This is a genomic window from Nocardioides sp. BGA-UO-ETr-FS32, from assembly GCF_059567905.1.
The window spans coordinates 565,220-582,858 of sequence record NZ_JCAQOX010000017.1; the positions used below are offsets into that span (position 1 = coordinate 565,220).

Annotated in this window: 15 protein-coding genes; 2 read left to right on the top strand and 13 right to left on the bottom strand. The window is 72.8% G+C overall.

The features are described from left to right. Window positions 1-40: 40 nt before the first annotated feature. From AC57BS_RS22900 to AC57BS_RS22910, 3 genes are read right to left on the bottom strand one after another with little or no spacing between them, the layout of a single operon-like run. Window positions 41-895, bottom strand: coding sequence for a hypothetical protein (locus AC57BS_RS22900; RefSeq protein ID WP_496413752.1), 855 nt, complete (start codon window positions 893-895; stop codon window positions 41-43). Then, window positions 892-1,209, bottom strand: a complete 318-nt coding sequence (locus AC57BS_RS22905; RefSeq protein WP_496413753.1) for a hypothetical protein — start codon at window positions 1,207-1,209, stop codon at window positions 892-894. Before AC57BS_RS22905 ends, AC57BS_RS22900 begins: the two co-directional genes overlap by 4 nt. Further along, window positions 1,206-1,592: a YbaB/EbfC family nucleoid-associated protein gene (locus AC57BS_RS22910; RefSeq protein ID WP_496413754.1), complete on the bottom strand. Its 387-nt coding sequence runs from the start codon at window positions 1,590-1,592 to the stop codon at window positions 1,206-1,208. Before AC57BS_RS22910 ends, AC57BS_RS22905 begins: the two co-directional genes overlap by 4 nt. 74 nt (window positions 1,593-1,666) lie before the next feature. Between AC57BS_RS22910 and AC57BS_RS22915 the strand changes: the two genes are divergently transcribed. Then, the gene (locus AC57BS_RS22915; RefSeq protein ID WP_496413755.1) at window positions 1,667-2,197 is read left to right on the top strand and encodes a hypothetical protein; all 531 of its coding nucleotides are present in this window, start codon (window positions 1,667-1,669) and stop codon (window positions 2,195-2,197) included. 25 nt (window positions 2,198-2,222) lie between these two features. Here the strand turns inward: AC57BS_RS22915 and AC57BS_RS22920 are convergent, their stop codons facing one another. The 8 genes from AC57BS_RS22920 to AC57BS_RS22955 all read right to left on the bottom strand — a co-directional run bounded on the left by AC57BS_RS22920 (window position 2,223) and on the right by AC57BS_RS22955 (window position 13,771). Next, window positions 2,223-4,376, bottom strand: a complete 2,154-nt coding sequence (locus AC57BS_RS22920; RefSeq protein WP_496413756.1) for a RecQ family ATP-dependent DNA helicase — start codon at window positions 4,374-4,376, stop codon at window positions 2,223-2,225. A 147-nt stretch (window positions 4,377-4,523) separates the two neighbouring features. Continuing rightward, window positions 4,524-5,540: an SGNH/GDSL hydrolase family protein gene (locus tag AC57BS_RS22925; RefSeq protein ID WP_496413757.1), complete on the bottom strand. Its 1,017-nt coding sequence runs from the start codon at window positions 5,538-5,540 to the stop codon at window positions 4,524-4,526. A gap of 145 nt (window positions 5,541-5,685) precedes the next feature. Then, on the bottom strand, window positions 5,686-6,729 hold the full coding sequence (locus AC57BS_RS22930; protein ID WP_496413758.1) for an Ig-like domain-containing protein: 1,044 nt from the start codon (window positions 6,727-6,729) through the stop codon (window positions 5,686-5,688). A gap of 86 nt (window positions 6,730-6,815) precedes the next feature. Then, the gene (locus AC57BS_RS22935; RefSeq protein ID WP_496413759.1) at window positions 6,816-7,370 is read right to left on the bottom strand and encodes a GNAT family N-acetyltransferase; all 555 of its coding nucleotides are present in this window, start codon (window positions 7,368-7,370) and stop codon (window positions 6,816-6,818) included. 126 nt (window positions 7,371-7,496) lie between these two features. Continuing rightward, window positions 7,497-10,385 (bottom strand): ATP-binding protein, encoded by a 2,889-nt coding sequence (locus AC57BS_RS22940; RefSeq protein WP_496413760.1) that lies wholly within the window; start codon window positions 10,383-10,385, stop codon window positions 7,497-7,499. A gap of 62 nt (window positions 10,386-10,447) precedes the next feature. Further along, on the bottom strand, window positions 10,448-11,248 hold the full coding sequence (locus tag AC57BS_RS22945) for a 2-phosphosulfolactate phosphatase (RefSeq protein ID WP_496413761.1): 801 nt from the start codon (window positions 11,246-11,248) through the stop codon (window positions 10,448-10,450). A gap of 74 nt (window positions 11,249-11,322) precedes the next feature. Further along, a complete protein-coding gene (locus tag AC57BS_RS22950; RefSeq protein WP_496413762.1) occupies window positions 11,323-11,781 on the bottom strand; it encodes a universal stress protein in 459 nt (152 codons plus the stop codon). Window positions 11,782-11,827: 46 nt separating this feature from the next. Further along, complete coding sequence (locus tag AC57BS_RS22955) at window positions 11,828-13,771, bottom strand: M13 family metallopeptidase (RefSeq protein ID WP_496413763.1); 1,944 nt, start codon at window positions 13,769-13,771, stop codon at window positions 11,828-11,830. A 143-nt stretch (window positions 13,772-13,914) separates the two neighbouring features. On the opposite strand from AC57BS_RS22955, the gene AC57BS_RS22960 reads away from it, so the two are divergent. Next, on the top strand, window positions 13,915-15,321 hold the full coding sequence (locus tag AC57BS_RS22960) for a hypothetical protein (RefSeq protein WP_496413764.1): 1,407 nt from the start codon (window positions 13,915-13,917) through the stop codon (window positions 15,319-15,321). Between the two features lie 2 nt (window positions 15,322-15,323). Here the strand turns inward: AC57BS_RS22960 and AC57BS_RS22965 are convergent, their stop codons facing one another. Together AC57BS_RS22965 and AC57BS_RS22970 are read right to left on the bottom strand one after the other, a co-directional pair. After that, complete coding sequence (locus AC57BS_RS22965) at window positions 15,324-16,301, bottom strand: NADPH:quinone oxidoreductase family protein (protein WP_496413765.1); 978 nt, start codon at window positions 16,299-16,301, stop codon at window positions 15,324-15,326. A 118-nt stretch (window positions 16,302-16,419) separates the two neighbouring features. Next, on the bottom strand, window positions 16,420-17,631 hold the full coding sequence (locus AC57BS_RS22970; RefSeq protein ID WP_496413766.1) for a M15 family metallopeptidase: 1,212 nt from the start codon (window positions 17,629-17,631) through the stop codon (window positions 16,420-16,422). Window positions 17,632-17,639: the final 8 nt, after the last annotated feature.

Consider the following 17,639-nt stretch of genomic DNA (forward strand, 5'->3'; position numbering starts at 1 on the left):
CCGCGCACGTCACAGCGTGCGGAGGCGCCGACTCGGTCCACTAGGCGTTGTCGGCGCCCGTGGTGCCCTTGCCGAGCGCGACGACGAGGTCCGTCGGCATGTTGGTGCCCTTGCTGAGGACGTCCGCCAGGCCCCGAGTGGTGGCCTCGAGCGCCGGCGAGATGTCCTTGAGCAGCGCGGCCATCTCGTCGAGGGACTCGGCGAGCGCCTTCATGAACTTCCGGCAGCGCTCCAGCACCGATCGCGCCGTGTTGGCCAGCGAGGTCAGCGCGGCGGGAGCCGCGATGCCCAGGGTCAGGGCCGACTGGGCCACGGCGCCGATCGCCTTGCCGACGAGGTCGGAGAACAGGCCCTGGATGAAGTCGCGCACCCCGGCCAGCAGGCCGCCGGCGACCTCGACGCCGGCCGAGACGCCGTACGCCACCTTGGACAGCGCGTCGAACACGTGGACCATGGCGTCCGCCGCGGTCCGGTAGGCATCGATGCTCAGGCCCGAGAAGGCGCCGGTGTCGGTGGCGACGAGGGAGCGGAAGTCGGGTCCGAGGCCGCTCATGTGGTCGCCGACGTTGCTCCAGGTCTGCACGCCGGCCTTGATCACCCCGGGGTCGCCGAGCAGCTCGTCGAGCCAGTCCTGCAGCGGGCCGCAGTGCTCCATGATCCAGTTGATGACCATCGAGCATGCGGTGCCGAGCGGGTTGAGGATCATCCCGACGACGTCGAGCGCCGCGCTGACGCCGTTGATCGTGCCCTCGATCCAGTCGCCGCGGGAGAACGCCGAGGCCGAGTCGGCAGCCCCGTCGATCATCTTCAGGCCGTTGGTGCCGTTGGCGAAGGAGTCGAAGTTGGTGAAGGCGCCGCGGTCGGTGTCACCGGGGCTGGCGACCAGGGCGCTCATCGGATCCGCCTGCCGATCTCGTCGAAGTGCTCACCGACGGTCTCGTCGATGAAGGTGAAGGTGTCGGCGAGGCCCTTGAGCGTCTCGGCGCAGTCACCGAGTGCCCCCTCCATGGTCGAGGCGGCCACCTGGCCCGCGCCCTGCAGCGGCAGCATGAACGGGCCCACCAGCAGCGAGCCGATGCTGCCGAACATGCCGGAGGTGAAGCTCACCTGGTTGGCCGCGGCGGTGGCGTCGCCTGCCCTGCCGGACAGCGCGAGCACCCGGCTCGCGTGGGCGCGCATCTCGCCCGGGTCGATGAAGATCTCGCTCATCTGTCCTCGTCCTCCTCGTAGCCGTAGCGGTCGCGGTAGGCCCGCGAGAACTCCTCGACCGACGGCGAGCCGGCGCCGTAGATCTCGGTGCCGAGCTGCTCGACGTGGAAGCTCAGCCGGCGCTGCGCCTGGCGCAGCGCGTCGAGGACGTCGGCGGCGATCTGCGACCCGGTGAGGTGGCGTACGTCGTCGTCGATCACGATCGCCTGCACCTGCCCGGTGCCGTCGACGGTCACCGTGGCGATCCGGTCGGCCGACCTCCCCTCGACGGCCAGGTGCTCGCTGCGGGTGGCGAACTCCTGGGCCTGGTCGAGCTTGGCGAGGGCGGCGTCGGCCTGCGCGTCGATCGTGGCCAGCACGGCCTCGAGTCGCGACATGGTCATGGTGGCTCCTGAGGGAGTGGTGCGTCCGATGGGTGGTCCACCTCCTGTCTCCCCCCTCCCTATGCTTGCGAAACATGGACGGACTCGGGACGGAACTTCCGCAGCGCCACACCTTCGTGTGGTTCCTGCTCATCGCGGCGCTGGTCTTCGCCGTACCGGTCGTGCGCACGGCCCGCACGGCGCTGGGCGAGTCGGGTGGCACTGCGCTCGGCGCGTGGGCGATGGCCGCGGTGATGGCGCTCGTGCTCGTCGTGGTGCCGCTGCTGCTCGTGCGCAGCATCCTCACCCGCCACACCTACGTCTCCGACGAGGCCGTGTCGGTGGTGAGCGGCGGCGAGGTGCGCCAGCGGGTGGCCTTCGCCGACCTGACCGAGGTCAAGGTGCGCTACACGGGTGAGGGCGGCAAGGTCATGCCCAGCGAGAGGATCCTCCTCTCCGGCGACCTCACGACCGGTCGCGGCACCATCCTCGTGTCGCGCTTCTACGTCGACTCGCTCCAGCCCCTGCTCCAGCGCCTCGCAGCCGAGGTCGCCGAACGCCCCGACCTGCTGAAGGGCGACCTCGAGCGCAGCTACTTCGAGCAGGCCGTCGCCACCGCCCCCTGACGCGATCGCCTGACGACGCCGTCGGTCAGCCCTGGGTCGCCAGCGCCAGCGGGAGCACGGCGTTGGCACCCGCCGCGCGGATCGCCGTGGCGGCGACCGTCAGCGTCCAGCCGCTCGCCACCTGGTCGTCGACGAGCAGGACCGTCGCGCCCGGCGGGACCTCGGCGTCGAGCCCGCCCCGGCGGCGTACGGCGGCGACGCGCTGCGCGGAGTTGGACTGCCCCGCCCGTGGGGGGACCGAGGCGTCGCGGATCGCCCAGGTGCCGACGACGGGCACCTGCATCACGCGCGACAGGCCGTCGGCGAGGTCACCGACCAGCGTCGGCCTCGTGGCCGACTCGACGACGACGATCGCGTCGGGCCGCGACGTCCACTCCGACGACCAGTCCTTCATCACGTCCATCACCGCCTGCGCCAGCCCGGGCGGGACGGGTCCGTCGGGGGTGTCCTCGCGGAAGAGCGCGCGCAGCGCCTGGCCGTGGCCCAGGTCGGTGAGCCGGGCGACCGTGCGGCCCGGCTCGGCGCCGGCGGCGATCTTGCCCTTGAGGTCGAGGCCGAGGTTGGCCAGGGCGGTCGGCCACATCCGGCGCGGCTCGAGGACCACACCGGGCCGCGACAGGCGCTGGCCGGCCTCGGCGACCGCCGCCTCGCTCACCGCGGACGACAGCGTCACGCCGCCGCAGTTGTCGCAGCGTCCGCAATCGGTCGCACGACCATCAGGACCGACGTCGTCGAGCTGCTCGCGGAGGTAGCGCATCCGGCACTCGGTGGTCCGCAGGTAGCCCAGCATCGCCTGCTGCTCGCGCTCGCGGGCCTCGGCGACGCGGGCGTAGCGCTCGGCGTCGTAGGTCCAGGGCTGACCCGTGGCGACCCAGCCGCCCTGCACCCGCTGGACCGCGCCGTCGACGTCGAGCACCTTGAGCATCGACTCGAGCCGGTTGCGGCCGAGCTCGACGCGGGTCTCGAGGGTCGCGGTCGACATCGGCCGGTCGGTCTCGGCAAGGGCGGCGAGCGTCTCGCGCACCTGCTCCTCGCGCGGGAAGCCGAGGGAGGCGAAGTAGGCCCAGATGTCGCGGTCCTCGACCTGCGGGAGCAGCACGACCGTCGCGTCGTCGGTGCCGCGGCCGGCACGGCCGACCTGCTGGTAGTAGGCGACCGGAGACTGCGGTGCCCCGAGGTTGATCACGAAGCCGAGGCTCGCGTCGAAGCCCATGCCGAGCGCGCTCGTGGCGATCAGGGCCTTGACCCGGCCGTCGACGAGGGCCTGCTCGAGTGCGTGCCGCTCGTCGGGCTCGGTCTGCCCGGAGTAGGCCGCGACCTCCAGCCCGCGCTCGCGGAGGTAGCCCGCGACCTCCTGGGTCGCCGCGACCGTCAGGCAGTAGACGATGCCCGAGCCCGGCTGCTCGGCGAGGTGGTCGGCCAGCCATGCGAGACGCTGCTCGGGGGTCTTCAGCTGCACGACACCGAGGCGCAGCGACTCGCGGTCGAGGGTGCCGCGCTGCACGAGGACCTGCGAGTCGGCGGCACCGTCCGCATGGACACCGAGCTGCTCGGCGACGTCGTCGGTGACCCGCTGGTTGGCGGTCGCCGTCGTGGCGAGCACCGGGATGCCGGACGGCAGCTCGGCGAGGAGCGTACGGAGCCGGCGGTAGTCGGGGCGGAAGTCGTGGCCCCAGTCGGAGATGCAGTGGGCCTCGTCGACCACGAGCAGGCCGCAGGTCGCCGCGAGCCGCGGCAGCACCTCGTCGCGGAACCCGGGGTTGTTGAGCCGCTCGGGGCTCACGAGCAGCACGTCGACCTCGCCGGCGTGGATCTGGTCGTGGATGGGCTGCCACTGGTCGATGTTGGTGGAGTTGATCGTGACCGCCCGGATGCCGGCGCGCTCGGCGGCGGCGATCTGGTTGCGCATGAGCGCGAGCAGCGGGCTGACGATCACGGTGGGCCCGGCCCCGCCCTCGCGCAGCAGCTTGGTGGCCACGAAGTAGACCGCAGACTTGCCCCAGCCCGTGCGCTGGACGACGAGCGCACGCCGCCGGTCGACCGCGAGCGCCTCGATGGCGGCCCACTGGTCCTCGCGCAGGACGGCGTCGTCGCGTCCGACGAGCGCCGTGAGGTGCCGCTCGGCCGCCTCCCGCGCGGAGCGTCGTACGTCGTCGGGGACGGCGGTGGCAGTGGTCATGCCCCCTGTCTACCAACCGGCACCGACGCCCGCACCGGCGCATCCACAGGGCCGGGCGGGGCGGGGCGGGTAGTCCAGTGGAAAGCGGCTGGGGATCGTCGGCCGACACAACCACTGCCCACTGGACTACCGCGACGGCCCGAGGGGTCAGCTCGCCGCGCGCTGGCTGCGGGCGAGGAAACTCTCGATGTCGATGCCCGCCCTGCGGGCGGCGCGGCGCGCCTCGGGCGTGGTGAGGTCGGGGGCGACGAAGGACTCCGGCTCGATGCTGCGGTCCGTGTCGGCGTACTGGCGCTGGAGCGCGGCGTGCTCCTCGCCGCTCGCGGACGACTCGGCGACGACGGCGGCGGTCACGGTGACGGTGGCGCCGGTGAGCAGCGGGCTCACGGTCGGGGTGTAGCCACCGGAGTGGCCCGTGGCCTTGGGGTGGTAGCTCTCGCTGATCGGGCTGGACAGGCCGTTGATCCACTCGTCGGCGTCGCACACCGCGTGGCCGATGAAGCGGCTGGTCGGGTTGCCGAAGGAGAAGCCGGCGGCGGACGCGGCCGTCGACAGCCGCGAGTTGAGCAGGTCGGCCGTCTGGTTGAGGCGGGTCTGCTCCGCCGGGGAGAACCAGGTGAAGGCGTTGCAGTCCTCGCCCATGAAGATGCGCGGGTAGCCGACCACGACCACCCGGGCGTACGGCGCGCGGCTGCGGATGGCGGCGTAGAGCGTGCTCAGGCGGGAGGGCAGCGTGTTGGTGATGTAGGACTGGGCGGTGTTGATCGCGCCGTCGCAGTTGCTCGACCACCAGGGCTGGGCGCACTCGGTCAGCACGTCGGCGAAGCCCGCGTCGTTGCCGCCGACGGAGATCGAGACATAGCTCGTGGACGCCGTCAGCGCCGACAGCTGCGTGTTGGTGACGTCGGTGACGGTCGCCCCCGAGCACGCGCGGAAGTTGAGCGCGTAGCCGCGCGCCGCGGCGATGAGGCTGGGGTAGGCCGACGTCGAGCGCTGGCAGCTGGTGCCGTCGGCGATGTAGGAGCGGGTGCCGGTGCCCGAGGCGTAGGAGTCGCCGAGGGCGACGTACGACGGGGCGGCGGCCTGGGCGGGCTGGAGCAGGAGCGGCGTGAGCAGGCCGGCGAGGGCGGTGCCGAGCACGGCGAGACGGGACGTGCGATTCATCTGGGTCCTCCGAGAAAGGGGCCACCCGAGTGTGGCCCCGATCACAGTAGGGACACCGTGCAGCCCGCACCAGACCGAACGGTCAGTTTTTGTGTGGAGCGCCCTCGTCCGGGTGGGGGACCCGGACGAGGGCGTCCTCGGGGGATCAGCGCAGCCGGACGGTGCGCTTCACGGACGACGACGCCGAGACCGTCGTCGAGCCCCGGTAGGAGGCGACGAGGGTGTGGGTCCCCTTGCGCATCCGCGGGAGGGTGAGCGTGATCCGGCCCCGCTGGGAGGGCTTGAGGACCGCCTTGGCGATCGCCTTGCCCTTGTCCTTGATCACGACCGCACCGGTCGGGGTGGCCGACGAGGACACGACGACGGTGACCTTGCCCTTGCGCGACGACGACGGCTTCCAGGTGGCCCGGGTGGTCGACGCCGCCTTGCCGGCTCCCGGAGCGGGCGTCGTCGTCGGCGTGGCGGTCGGCGTGGTGGTCGGCGTGGTGGTCGGCGTGGTCGTCGGCGGCGGGGTGGTGGTGCCGGCGCTGGCGAAGAGGCCGACGAACGGTGTCACGTAGGACTTGTCCCCGCCGTGCCCGGTGACCGTGTAGGCGATCTGCAGGTGGTCGCCGGCCTGGCTGATCGGGCAGGGCGCGTCGCCGTCGAGGCGGGACTGGCACTGCGGCTGCTGGGTGGCCGGACCCTTGAGCTCACGGGTCGCCCGGACGGGGAACTGGAACTCCAGGATGTCGCCCTGGCGCAGCGTGAACGGCGTGTAGTCGGCGTTGCCCATCAGGATCCCGCCGTTGACGCCGTGGTCGAAGGCCAGCGGGTCGGTGGTCAGCACCTGCTCCTGGCCCGCCGGGGTCAGGTCCCAGCGCAGGTCCTCGTCGACGAACTCGACGCCGGTGGGGACCATGATCTCGGGGAGGACCCCGACCTTGCCGCTGCACGGCAGGCCGACGAGGCCGATGTAGCCGCGGAGGTAGAACTTCTCGCCGACCTTCGGGACCTGACCGGTGGGCGAGGACCAGCCGACGTTGGCCGAGACGCCCGTGGCCGGGCTGCCGGTGATGCAGCTGATGATCGTGTCCTCGTCGTGGAACCCGTCGTTCCAGGCGGTGGCGGCCGCGCTCGGCGAGAGCGGCGCGAGGAGCCCGGCGGCGACGGTCGTCATCGCCGTCAGGACCAGGTGGAGCTTCTTCATGGGTGTGCCTTTCGTGGCTTCGGACGTGTGTGCTGCGTGAGGGAGGGGTGGGGATGGTCGGGTGCTCGTCGGCATGTCGGGTCCTCTCAGGCCGTCTCGGTGGACGGGGTCGGCAGTTCGGGCAGGGCGAGCCAGGCGTCCCACGTCAGGTCGCGCCCGACGTAGCGGGGCCGCTCCAGCGGCCAGTGGGCCGCGATCCAGGCGGGCACGAGCGCGTCGAGCGCGGCCTCGACGTCGCTGCCGACGAGCTCGTCGACGACCCACCAGGAGATCTCGGCGTCCGCGCCGACCTTCTCCGGCGGATCGACGTAGACGCAGCCGAGCAGCCGCGTCTCCGCGGTGTCGAAGAGGGCGTAGTTGAACGACTCGTGGGCCACGACCTCGGCCTCGTGCCGGGCCAGGTCGGCCAGGTCCTCGTCACGGGTCATCCCGACCGGCGGCCAGCCCCAGGCGCGGCCGTAGATCGACCACAGCCGGTCACGGGATCCGTGCACGGCGGGAAGGTCGAGGTCCACGTCGGTGGCGCGGATCGGGCGCAGGTGGTGGCCGGCGTCGACCGGGACGTGGACGGGGTGGGTCCAGTCGGCCGGCAGCCAGCGGGCGTCGGTGCTCGCATCGGTGGCGTCGGTGGTGGTGCTCATGGCGTCGGTCTGCCGGCGTTCGGTGTCCCGGCGGACCTCGCCGGGAGCACCAACGGTGGCGGGACGACCTTGTGGTTCCCCTGCGGCTGGCTTGCGGGACCTTGCGGCTCCCGACCAGCGCGCGGCTCAGTCGACCCGGGAGGAGCGACGCGCGGTGGCGTACGCGACGGTCGGCTCCGCGCCCAGGCTGCGGCCGCGCGCGACGGCGTCGTCGTACGACAGGCCGAGGTGGGCGCGTGCGGCGGCGATGGCGGCGGCGAGGAGCTGCTCGTCTGGCTGGTAGTAGCCGTAGACGTTCGAGCCGACGGACTCGCGCAGTCGCGCCGCGGACCCGTGCAGCACCGCGACCCGCTCGTGGTCTCCCTCCTGCGACTCCACGACGGCGAGCGCCTCGAGGAAGTAGGCGAGGTTGGCCATGTCACCGGTGTCCAGGCTCAGGGCGAGTCCCTCCTCGAGCTGTGTGCGCGCGGTCGCGAGGTCGCCGACGCTGACCGCCACCTGGACGGAGGTGAAGAGCGCGATGTAGATGGCCAGCGGGTCGTTGCGGCTGCGGGCAGCGGCGAGCGCCTCCTCCAGGAGCGGCACGGCGTGCTCGGGGAAGCCGAGCAGCAGCCGGATCGTGGCCTGCCAGATGTGCGCGAGGGTCCACAGCCACTCTCCAGCGAGGCCCGCCTCCTCGGTCAGGCGCACCGTCTCGACGAACCGGAGCTCGGCCTCGTCGAGGTGGTTCTCGGCCAGGGCGACGAGCCCCTCACCGGCGAGGTTGTGGGCCTCGCCCTCGAGGTCGCCGGACCGGCGCGCCAGCCGCACCCCCGTGCACCAGCTCCGGGCCAGGGCCATGTCGCCCTGGGCGAAGGCCATGGCCCCGAGGGCGGCATGGGCGCGGACGCGTACCGGGGCGGACACGTCCTGGGCGAGCACACCCTGCAGCAGCCGGCGGCCGTCGAGCAGCCGTCCGCGCAACCACCAGAAGAGCCACAGCGCCCACGCCGTGCGCCCGGCCAGGTCGCCCTGGCCGGACGACAGGGCCCACTCGATCGCGGCGACGAGGTTGGCGTGCTCCCGCTCGGTGGTCGCGAGGGCGTCCCGGGTGCCGTCCCCGCGGTAGCCGGGCTCGACCTCCTCGGCGAGGCGGAGGAAGTGGGCGAGGTGGGCGTCGCGGGCGTCGCGCTCCTCGTCGGCATCGGCGGCGAGGACCTCGGTGGCGAACTGCGCCACCGGTTCCAGCAGCCGGAACCGCACCGTCCCGGGGTGGTCCGCGTCGCGCAGCACGAGCGAGTGGGCGACGAGGTCCTCGAGCAGCGCGAGGGTGTCCGGGTCGTCGCGCAGCACCGCCTCGGCAGCGTCCAGGGTGAAGCCGCCGTGGAAGACGGCCAGCCGCCGGAACAGCTCCTGCTGCTCGGGCGCCAGCAGCTGGTAGCTCCAGTCGATCGCGCTGCGCATGGTCCGCTGCCGGGCCGGGAGGTCGCGGGCCCCCGACCCTTCCATGACCCGGTCCAGCCGCTCCCAGATCGCGGCCGGGCTCATCAGGTGGGTGCGCGCCGCGGCCAGCTCGATGGCGAGCGGGATGCCGGCGAGCCGGCGGCAGATGCCCGCGATGGCGGCGGCGTTGCCGGTGCCGACGGCGAGGTCGGGCTGCACGGCACGCGCGCGGTCCACGAACAGTGCCACCGACGCGGACCCTGCGACCGAGGCCGGTACGTCGTCATCCGAGCCCGGGAGGTCGAGGGGCGACAGCTGGTAGTGCAGCTCACCGCGCACCCGCAGCGTCGTGCGGCTGGTCACCAGCACGCTCAGTCGCGGGCAGACCGCGACGAGTCGCGCCAGCGCAGGTGCGGCGTCGACGACGTGCTCGAAGTTGTCCAGGACCACGAGCACCCGTCGCGAACGCAGGTGCTGCGCGACGGCGTCGAGCGGGTCCAGTCCTTCTGCGGCACTGAGCCCGAGGGCGCGCCCGACGGTCGGGAGCACCAGGTCGGGGTCGGCGATCGGGGCGAGGGACACCAGCGCCACACCGTCCGGGAAGGCGTCGCGCGACGCCTCGGCGACCGCATGTCCGAGCCGGGTCTTGCCTACGCCGCCGACGCCGGTGACCGTGACGAGCCGCTGGGAGGAGGCGGTCAGCACGTCGCGCAGGTGGGCGACGTCGTGGTCGCGGCCCACGAGCTCGTCGGCGGGGACGACCACCTCGGAGTACCACAGCGGAGCGGCCGGGCTGGCGACGACGTACGCCGTGGGGGCGGAAGCGTCCGCCACCGCGGGGGTCGCCCCGAGCTCCTCGTCCTGGGCGAGCACCCGTTGGTGCAGCTCCTGCAGCTCGGGGCCCGGGTCGATGCCGAGCTCCTCGGCCAGCAGCGTGCGCAGGGCGGCGTAGACCTCCAGGGCCTCGGCCTGCCGGCCTGCCCGGTAGAGGGCCAGCATCTGCTGGCGCCGGAAGGCCTCGCGAAGAGGCTGCTCCGCGACGAGGCCCGGCAGCCGGTCGAGGGCAGGCGCGAGCCGGCCCAGCCCCAGCTCGACGTCGACCATCAGCTCGCAGGCCGCCAGCCGCTGCCCGTCCAGCCGGGCCGCCTCCACCTCGGCGAAGGGCAGCCGGACGTCGGCGTACGCCGGACCGCGCCACAGCCGCAACGCCTCGTCGAGCAGGTCGTGGGCGGCCGGCAGGTCACGGGCCTCCGCAGCCCGGCGCCCGCGTGCGAGCAGGTCCTGGAAGCGCGTCGCGTCGACCGCCTCCGGTGGGTCGAACCGGTAGCCGGGGGGCGCCGTCGCGATCGCGACGTCGATGCCGGCCCCGGAGAGCCGGCCGCGCAGGCGGGAGATGACGGCGTGCAGGTTGGAGGTGCTGGCTCCGCGGCCCGCATCGCCCCACACGCGCTCCAGCAGGGTGTCGGTGGAGACCACGCGACCGGCGTCGACGAGCAGCGCGGCGAGCACCTCGCGGTGTCGCGGCGAGCCGACGTCCACGGCCTCGCCGCCCGTGTCACGGCGGACCTGCAGCGGCCCCAGCACCTCGATCACGCGCACCCCCTCGTCGCGGGCAGCATGCTAGGCGTACGTGGCCGCGCGTGCGCGGGGTTTGCTCAGTCGCCGACGCGGCGCAACCGCGGCGCCGGCGGGGCGAGGTCGGCGGCGTCACGGAACGACTCGCCCACCAGCACCGGCACGACGTCGCTTACGTCGCACCGGGCGGCGATCTCGACGTCGGCGACGAACCCCGCCTCGCCGAGCTCGCGACCGCCCGCGCAGTGGAGCAGGTCGTGGGGCAGCACCGCCGCCTGCCAGGCCGCCATGGCCATGCGGGCCTCGGGGCTGGCCGCGGCCTCGGCCTCGGCGTCCAGGGCGGTGAGCACCGCACCGGCACCCCACAGGTCCTCGACGGCCGGGCGGAGGGTGTCGTCGTGCCACCTCTCCCCCGCGGGCACGACGACGACGCTGGCCCCGTCGGCGACGTGGGGGGCGAGCCACCGGGCGACGGCCGCGGCGTTGCGCAGGCACGCGCCGACGACCTGCGCGCCGGAGTCGGCGAGGGCGAAGGCGATCGTGGACCCGTTGGGTGAGGGCAGGACCAGCCGCTCGATCCCCTCGACCTCGGCGAGGCTCGCCGGGGACAGCGACACGTGCCGGGCGTCATCGCGCGAGAGCGCCTCGAAGCGGCCGACCGCGAGGGTCGCGCCGTGGCGCACGGCGTGCTCGGCGGCGCGCGCGTCGCGCCAGCGGAAGGGGAACACCTCGATGCCGCGCTCGACCGCGACGCTCAGGGTGGTGGTGAAGGACAGCACGTCGACCACGACGGCGTAGTCGGCGGACACCACCTCCGCACCCGTCGGTCCCCACTCCATGCGGAGCCGGTAGGTGGACTGGTCGTGTCCCGGCAACGTCACCCGGCCATTGAACAGCGCCGGAGCCGGGATCGCGGAACTCGCGACGGGTCCGTCGGGCGCCGGGCCGATGCAGCTCACTCCGGGCTGTTGGGGACCACCAGCACCGGGACCGCAGAGTGGCGTACGACCTGGGTGGCCGTGGAGCCGAAGCGGAGGCCCTTGAACCCGCCGGCTCCGCGGGTGCCGACGACGAGCATCTCGGCGCCGGCCGACGCGTCGATGAGGCGCTCGGTCGCCTGGCCGCGCAGCGCGTAGAGCTGGATGTCGACGTCGTCGCCCAGCCCGGCGGCGGCGCAGTCGGCCTTGAGGTCGGTCACGACTGCCTGCTCGAACTCGGCGAAGGGAGGGACGTAGCCGCCGACCATCGTGTCCGGCCGGGGGGCGGTCGTCACGTTCCACACGCGCACGACGTGGAGGGTGACCCCCAGCCGGCGAGCGAGGTCGCCGGCGCGACGTACGACAGCGGCGGCGGCGCGTGAGCCGTCGTGCCCCACGACGATCCCGCCGGTGATGTGGGCTTCCTTCTTCACCATGCCACCAGCCTAGGCAGGCGCGGACCCCGTGTCAGGGGGTCGAAGGTCACCAGATCCGGACGCGGCCCTCCGGCTCGAGCCACAGGCCGTCACCGGGCGCGGTCTCGAAGACCTCGTGGAACTCGTCGAGGTTGCGCACGATGTTGGCGCGGAACTCCGCGGGGCTGTGCGGGTCGATGGTGAGGTACTGGAGCTCCTGCTCCTTGCGGCGCTTGGTGCGCCACACGTGGCTCCAGTTGAGGAAGAGCGTGCGCCGGTCCTCGATCGGCGCGTCGCCGCCGCGGCTGATGACGTAGGCCTTGTGCGCGATCGTCAGGCCGCCGAGGTCGCCGATGTTCTCGCCGACGGTGAGGCTGCCGTTGACGTGCTCGCCCGGGAGGTTGCGCGGCTCGAAGGCGTCGTACTGGGCGATCAGCGCCTGCGACTTGGCCTCGAAGGCGCTCTTGTCGTCGGCGGTCCACCAGTCGTGCAGGTTGCCGTCGCCGTCGTACTGGGCGCCCTGGTCGTCGAAGCCGTGGCCGATCTCGTGGCCGATGACGGCGCCGATGCCGCCGTAGTTCTCGGCGTCGTCGGCGTCGGGGCTGAAGAACGGCGGCTGCAGGATCGCGGCCGGGAAGCAGATCTCGTTGGTGCCGGGGTGGTAGTAGGCGTTGACGGTCTGGGGCAGCATCAGCCACTCGTCGCGGTCGACCGGCTGGCCGACCTTCTCCAGCTGGCGGTCGGTCTCGAACGCCGACGCCGACGCCACGTTGCCCATCAGGTCGTCGGGGGAGATCGTCAGCGCGGAGTAGTCGCGGAACTCCTCCGGGTAGCCGATCTTGGGGTAGAAGCGGTCGAGCTTGTCGTAGGCCTTCTGCTTGGTGTCCTCGCCCATCCAGTCGAGCGCCTCGATCGAGCGGCGGTAGGCCGTGACGAGGTTGGCGACCAGCTCGTCCATCATCTGCTTGGACGTCGGCGGGAAGTGGCGGGCGACGTAGACCTTGCCGACGGACTCGCCGATCGCGCCCTCGACGAAGTCGACGCCGCGCTTCCAGCGGGCCCGCAGTTCGGGGGTGCCGTTGAGGGTGCGGCCGTAGAAGTCGAAGTTGGCCTCGACGAAGGCGTCGGGCAGGTAGGGGGCGCAGCTGCGCACGACGCGGACGTGGAGGATGTCGCGCCAGGTCTCGATCGGCGTCTCGTCGAGCACCGTGGACAGGTGGGAGAAGAAGTCGGGCTGCATCACGATCGAGCGGCGCAGCGTCTCCTCGGTGCCGCCGAGGCCGGTGACGTAGGTGATCCAGTCGAAGGCCGGGCAGAGCTCGCGCAGCTCCTCGAGGCTCTTGTGGTTGGTCGTCTTCTGCACGTTGCGGGTCTCGGCGGCCTCCCAGTGGCCCTCGGCCAGGCGGGACTCGTACGCCAGGACGCGCGCCGCCGCGCCTGCCGGGTCGTCGTGCTCGCTGAGGGTGAGCAGCGTGGTGAGGTAGGCGAGGTACTTCTCACGGATCTCCGCGAACTTGTCCTCGCGGTAGTAGGACTCGTCGGGCAGGCCGAGGCCGCCCTGGGCGAGGTAGACGATGTTCTTCGAGGCGTCGGCGCGGTCGGGGGTGATGTAGGAGCCGAACAGGCCCGGGCCGCCGGTGCGCTCGAAGACGCCGAGGAAGGCCGCCAGCTCGGTGAGGTCGGCGATGGCGTGGGCGCGGTCGAGCAGGCCACGGATCGGCTCGAGGCCCTTCGCGGCGATCGTCTCGGTGTCCATGAAGGAGGCGTAGAGGTCGCCGATCTTGCGCTCGTCCTCGTCGAGCTCGTCGGCCGGCCGGTCGGCGAGCTCGGTGATGATGTCGCGGACCTGCTGCTCGGCGGCGTCGGCGAGCGCGATGAAGGCGCCCCAGCTCGACTTGTCGGCCGGGATCTCCGTCTCGTCGAGCCAGCGGCCGTTGACGTGGCCGAACAGGTCGTCCTGCGGGCGGATGTCGGGGTTCATGCCGTCGCGGGCAGCGTCGAGGATCGTCACGCGCCGACCCTAACCCCGGCACCCAGACGCACCGCTGACGCCCGCCTCGCCGCACTGGTCCAGACCACGTGCTGGCACCCGTGGCAAACCCGACCGGATGGGTGAGGCTGGGGAGCCTTGGACGGATTCGATCGGGAGGACCCATGTTCCGACGCACGCGCACGCTCGCCCTGCTCGCCGCCGGCGGCCTCGTCGCCACCGCGCTGGCCGCCCCGCCCGGGAGCGCCGGGACCGCCGAGCGGGTCGGCACCCGGTCGTGGAGCCCGCTGACCGCCAGCGCCTCGCCCAACTTCGCCCAGGCGGCGGTCGCCCGTACGGCGGACGGCTCCCAGCACGTCGTGTGGATCGTCGACAACCCCGACGGCACCCACAACTACGAGCACACCACGATCTCCCCGAGCGGCTCGCAGGGTCCGGTGACCCGCGTCCTCTCCACCAGCTGGGCCCAGCTCAGCACGCCGGTCGACCTCGGGGTCAACGCCGACGGGAGCCTCCGGCTGGCGTTCCGCGGCACGATCGACGGCAACACGGCCAACTTCTTCACCTACAAGGGCGTCTACACCGCCGTCTCCGTCGACGGCGGCACCTCTTGGGTCGTGCCCCGCGAGGTGCTCGCCCGGAGCACCAGCGACGGCGGCGTCACGATGGCGTACACGCCCGACGGCACGCCGATCACGGGCTACGGCGACACCGGCGGGTTCCACTGGAACGTCGGGACGGTGCCCGAGGCCGCGGTGCCGACCGCGACGGTGCAGGAGTTCACCGACCACGACGTCTACGGCGCGTCCCTGGTCAGGTCCGGGTCGGCGGTCTACGTCGTCTACCAGTCCATCCGCGGGGCGGGGATCTATGCCCGGCAGGTCTGGCCGTCCCTCGGCGCGGCGGTCAGGGCCCCCGGCGCCTACACCAACCCGGGCCAGCCGATGGCCGTGGTGGACCGGCCCGGCGTCGGCGTGGTCGCGGCCTACACGATCGACTCGCGGGTCGTGCTGTGGGACGTCTTCGCCAACCGCATCCGCCGCGTGCGCGGGATGGACGGTCCCAACAACGTCTCGCTCGCGGTCCTGCCGGACGGGCACCTGTGGCTGGCCGCGCAGGGGCCCATCGGCTACACGCCCCGCGTGTCGCGGGTCTCGGCGCGGGGCTGGACCGTCGACCGCAGGCCGACCCTCCTCGACGACCTCTACAGCACGTTCGGGCTGGAGGTCAGCAGTGCGGGCGCGCTGCGCTCCGAGTTGCTGCTGACCGGCAACGACGCCGGCGACCCGAGCCGTGTCCACGCGATGTCGGCATTGGCCCGGATGACCCTGCGCACCACGCCGGGCCGGTGGCGGGTCGGCCGGACGCAGCGGGTCGTCTTCAAGGTCACCGACGTCGACGGCGGGGTGGCCCGGGTGAAGGTCCGCGCCGGCGGCCGCCGCTGCACCACCAACGGTGCCGGACGCTGCGCGATCCGGTTCCCCGGCCAGGCGCGTCCCGGACGGATCACCGTCAGGGCGACCAAGCGCAGCTACTACCCCGAGAAGGCGAAGCTGCGGGTGGTGCGCTGAGGTCAGCGCACCCGTACGACCGACTTGCCGAGGGTGCGGCGCTCGTCCATGTCGACGAGCGCCTGCCCGAAGTCGGCGAGGTCGTAGGTCGCGCCGATCGGCGGCTTCACCACGCCGGACTCGATCATCGGCGCGAGGCGGTGCCACTGCTGCTGCATGTAGCCGGGCCTGGTCATGGCGTACGCCCCCCAGCCGATGCCGCGGACGTCGGTGTTGCCGAGCAGCAGCCGGTTGACCTTGACCTCGGGGATGCCCTGGCCGGCGGCGAACCCGACGACCAGCACCCGGCCCTGCTCGGCCAGGCAGCGCAGCGAGTCGGTGAAGGCGTCGCCCCCGACGACGTCGAGCACCACGTCGACGCCCGTGCCGCCGGTGAGCTCCTTGACCGCGTCCTTGAAGTCCGGGCCGATGACGACCTCGTCGGCGCCCGCCGCCCGGGCGAAGGCGGCCTTCTCCTCGGTGCTGACGACCGCGATCGTGCGGGCGCCGAGGCCCTTGGCGACCTGGAGGGTGGCCGATCCGACGCCCCCCGCTGCCCCGTGGACGAGGACCGTCTCGCCCTCGCGCAGACCCCCGCGCTCCTCGAGCGCGAACAGGGCGGTGAGGTAGTTCATCGGCAGCGCCGCGCCCTCGTCGTACGACAGCGCGTCGGGCAGCGCGAAGGTGAAGATCGCCGGGTTGGCGACCTGCTCGGCCGCCCCGCCGTGGAGGTTGACGCCCGCGACCCGCTGGCCCACGGTGAAGCCGCTGGACTCCGGCGAGCCGGGGTCGAGGACGACGCCGGCGAAGTCGACGCCGAGGGTGAACGGCGGCTCGGGCTTGAACTGGTACTCCCCGCGGCTGAGCAGCAGGTCGGGGAACGCGACGCCGACGCTGTGCACCTCGACGAGCACGTCGTGGGGTCCCGGGGTCGGCGGTTCGACCTCACGCACCTCGACGTCGGCGGGACCGGTGGGCGTGACGACCTGGACTGCGCGCATGCGCCGACCCTAGCCACGCCGGAGTCACCGGTTATCCGGTGACCGCCCTGCTTCCATGTACAGATCTCTACCGAGAAGCACGAAACCCGGGTGCGAAGCACGGCTCGGCCGGCCCGCGCTAGCCGACGGCCTTGACCTCGCTGAGCTCGAAGTGCATCGGGTCGGTCCAGCGCCAGTCGCCGCCCCAGGCGAAGCCCCACGTCTTGAAGATCGCCACGACGTCGCGGTCGATCTCGCCGACGGTGCCGCGCTGGTTGCCCGCGGTGTTGAGGTCGAGGGCGAGGCCGAAGGAGTGGTTGGACAGCGTGGTCGTGTTCGCGATGAACCGCGGGTAGTAGCACCCGGCGTACTGGCGCGGGTCGATCGCGCCGGCCAGCCCGCGCTGCTGGACCTCCAGCAGCGCGGCGCGCAGCTGCGGGAACAGGTCCTTGTGGCAGGTGACGCTGCCGAGGACGGGCACCACCTCGGTGCGGATGTTGGCCCTGACCCAGGCCGGGTCGGGGGCGATCCGCCCACCTCCGAGCACCGTGTAGCGGAACGTGCCGACCAGGCTGCCGAGCGTGCCGCCGGTCGGGATCGCGGTGAGCTTGGCATCGGGGTCGAGCCCGAGCCGCGACGCGACGTCGAGCATCTGGACCGAGGCGTCCTTGCCCACCAGCCGTTCGAGCGGCCGGCGGATGGTGGCGGGGGTGGTGCCGTCGGTCGAGATCAGCAGCCCGTTGTCCGTCGCCATCTCGATGTCGGCGGCCCATGCGGTGTTGACGACCATGTCGATCGTCGGGATCTGGGGGGTGTAGGCCCCCACGTGCAGGACCGGCGCGGCGTCGTCGTTGCCGAGCTGGATCATCTCGTCCTCGTCCGCGAGGCGCTTGGCCACCTTGGGGTCGACGACCAGCTCGCCGCCCGCGACGCGGTCCCACGCCTCCTGGAAGTCGGCGACCTCGGCGCGGGTGAAGTTGCGGTAGCCGCCGGGGTCGACGGAGGCCACCGTCAGCAGGCGATTCTCCAGGCTGACCTGGCCCAGGCCGATGCGCTCGGTGTGGGCGACGCCGCGCAGCTTCTCGATGCGCTCGAGCAGCTCGTCGTCGATGGTCTTGTCCCACTGCACGAGGATGTCGGCGCTCCACAGCCGGCCGTCGCGCTCGCCGGGCGGGTCGACGGCATGGGCCGGGTCGGCGACGGGCGCGGTCGAGGCCCGCTCCGTCGGCTCGCCGACCGGGGTGGCGGGCGTGGCGTCCGGTTCCTCGCGGGCTGCGGGATCGCTGCACGCCACGAGCACCAGCGCGAGGGCAGCGGTCGCCGCGGCCCCGGCTCCCCGTCGTACGCGCATGCCCAGAC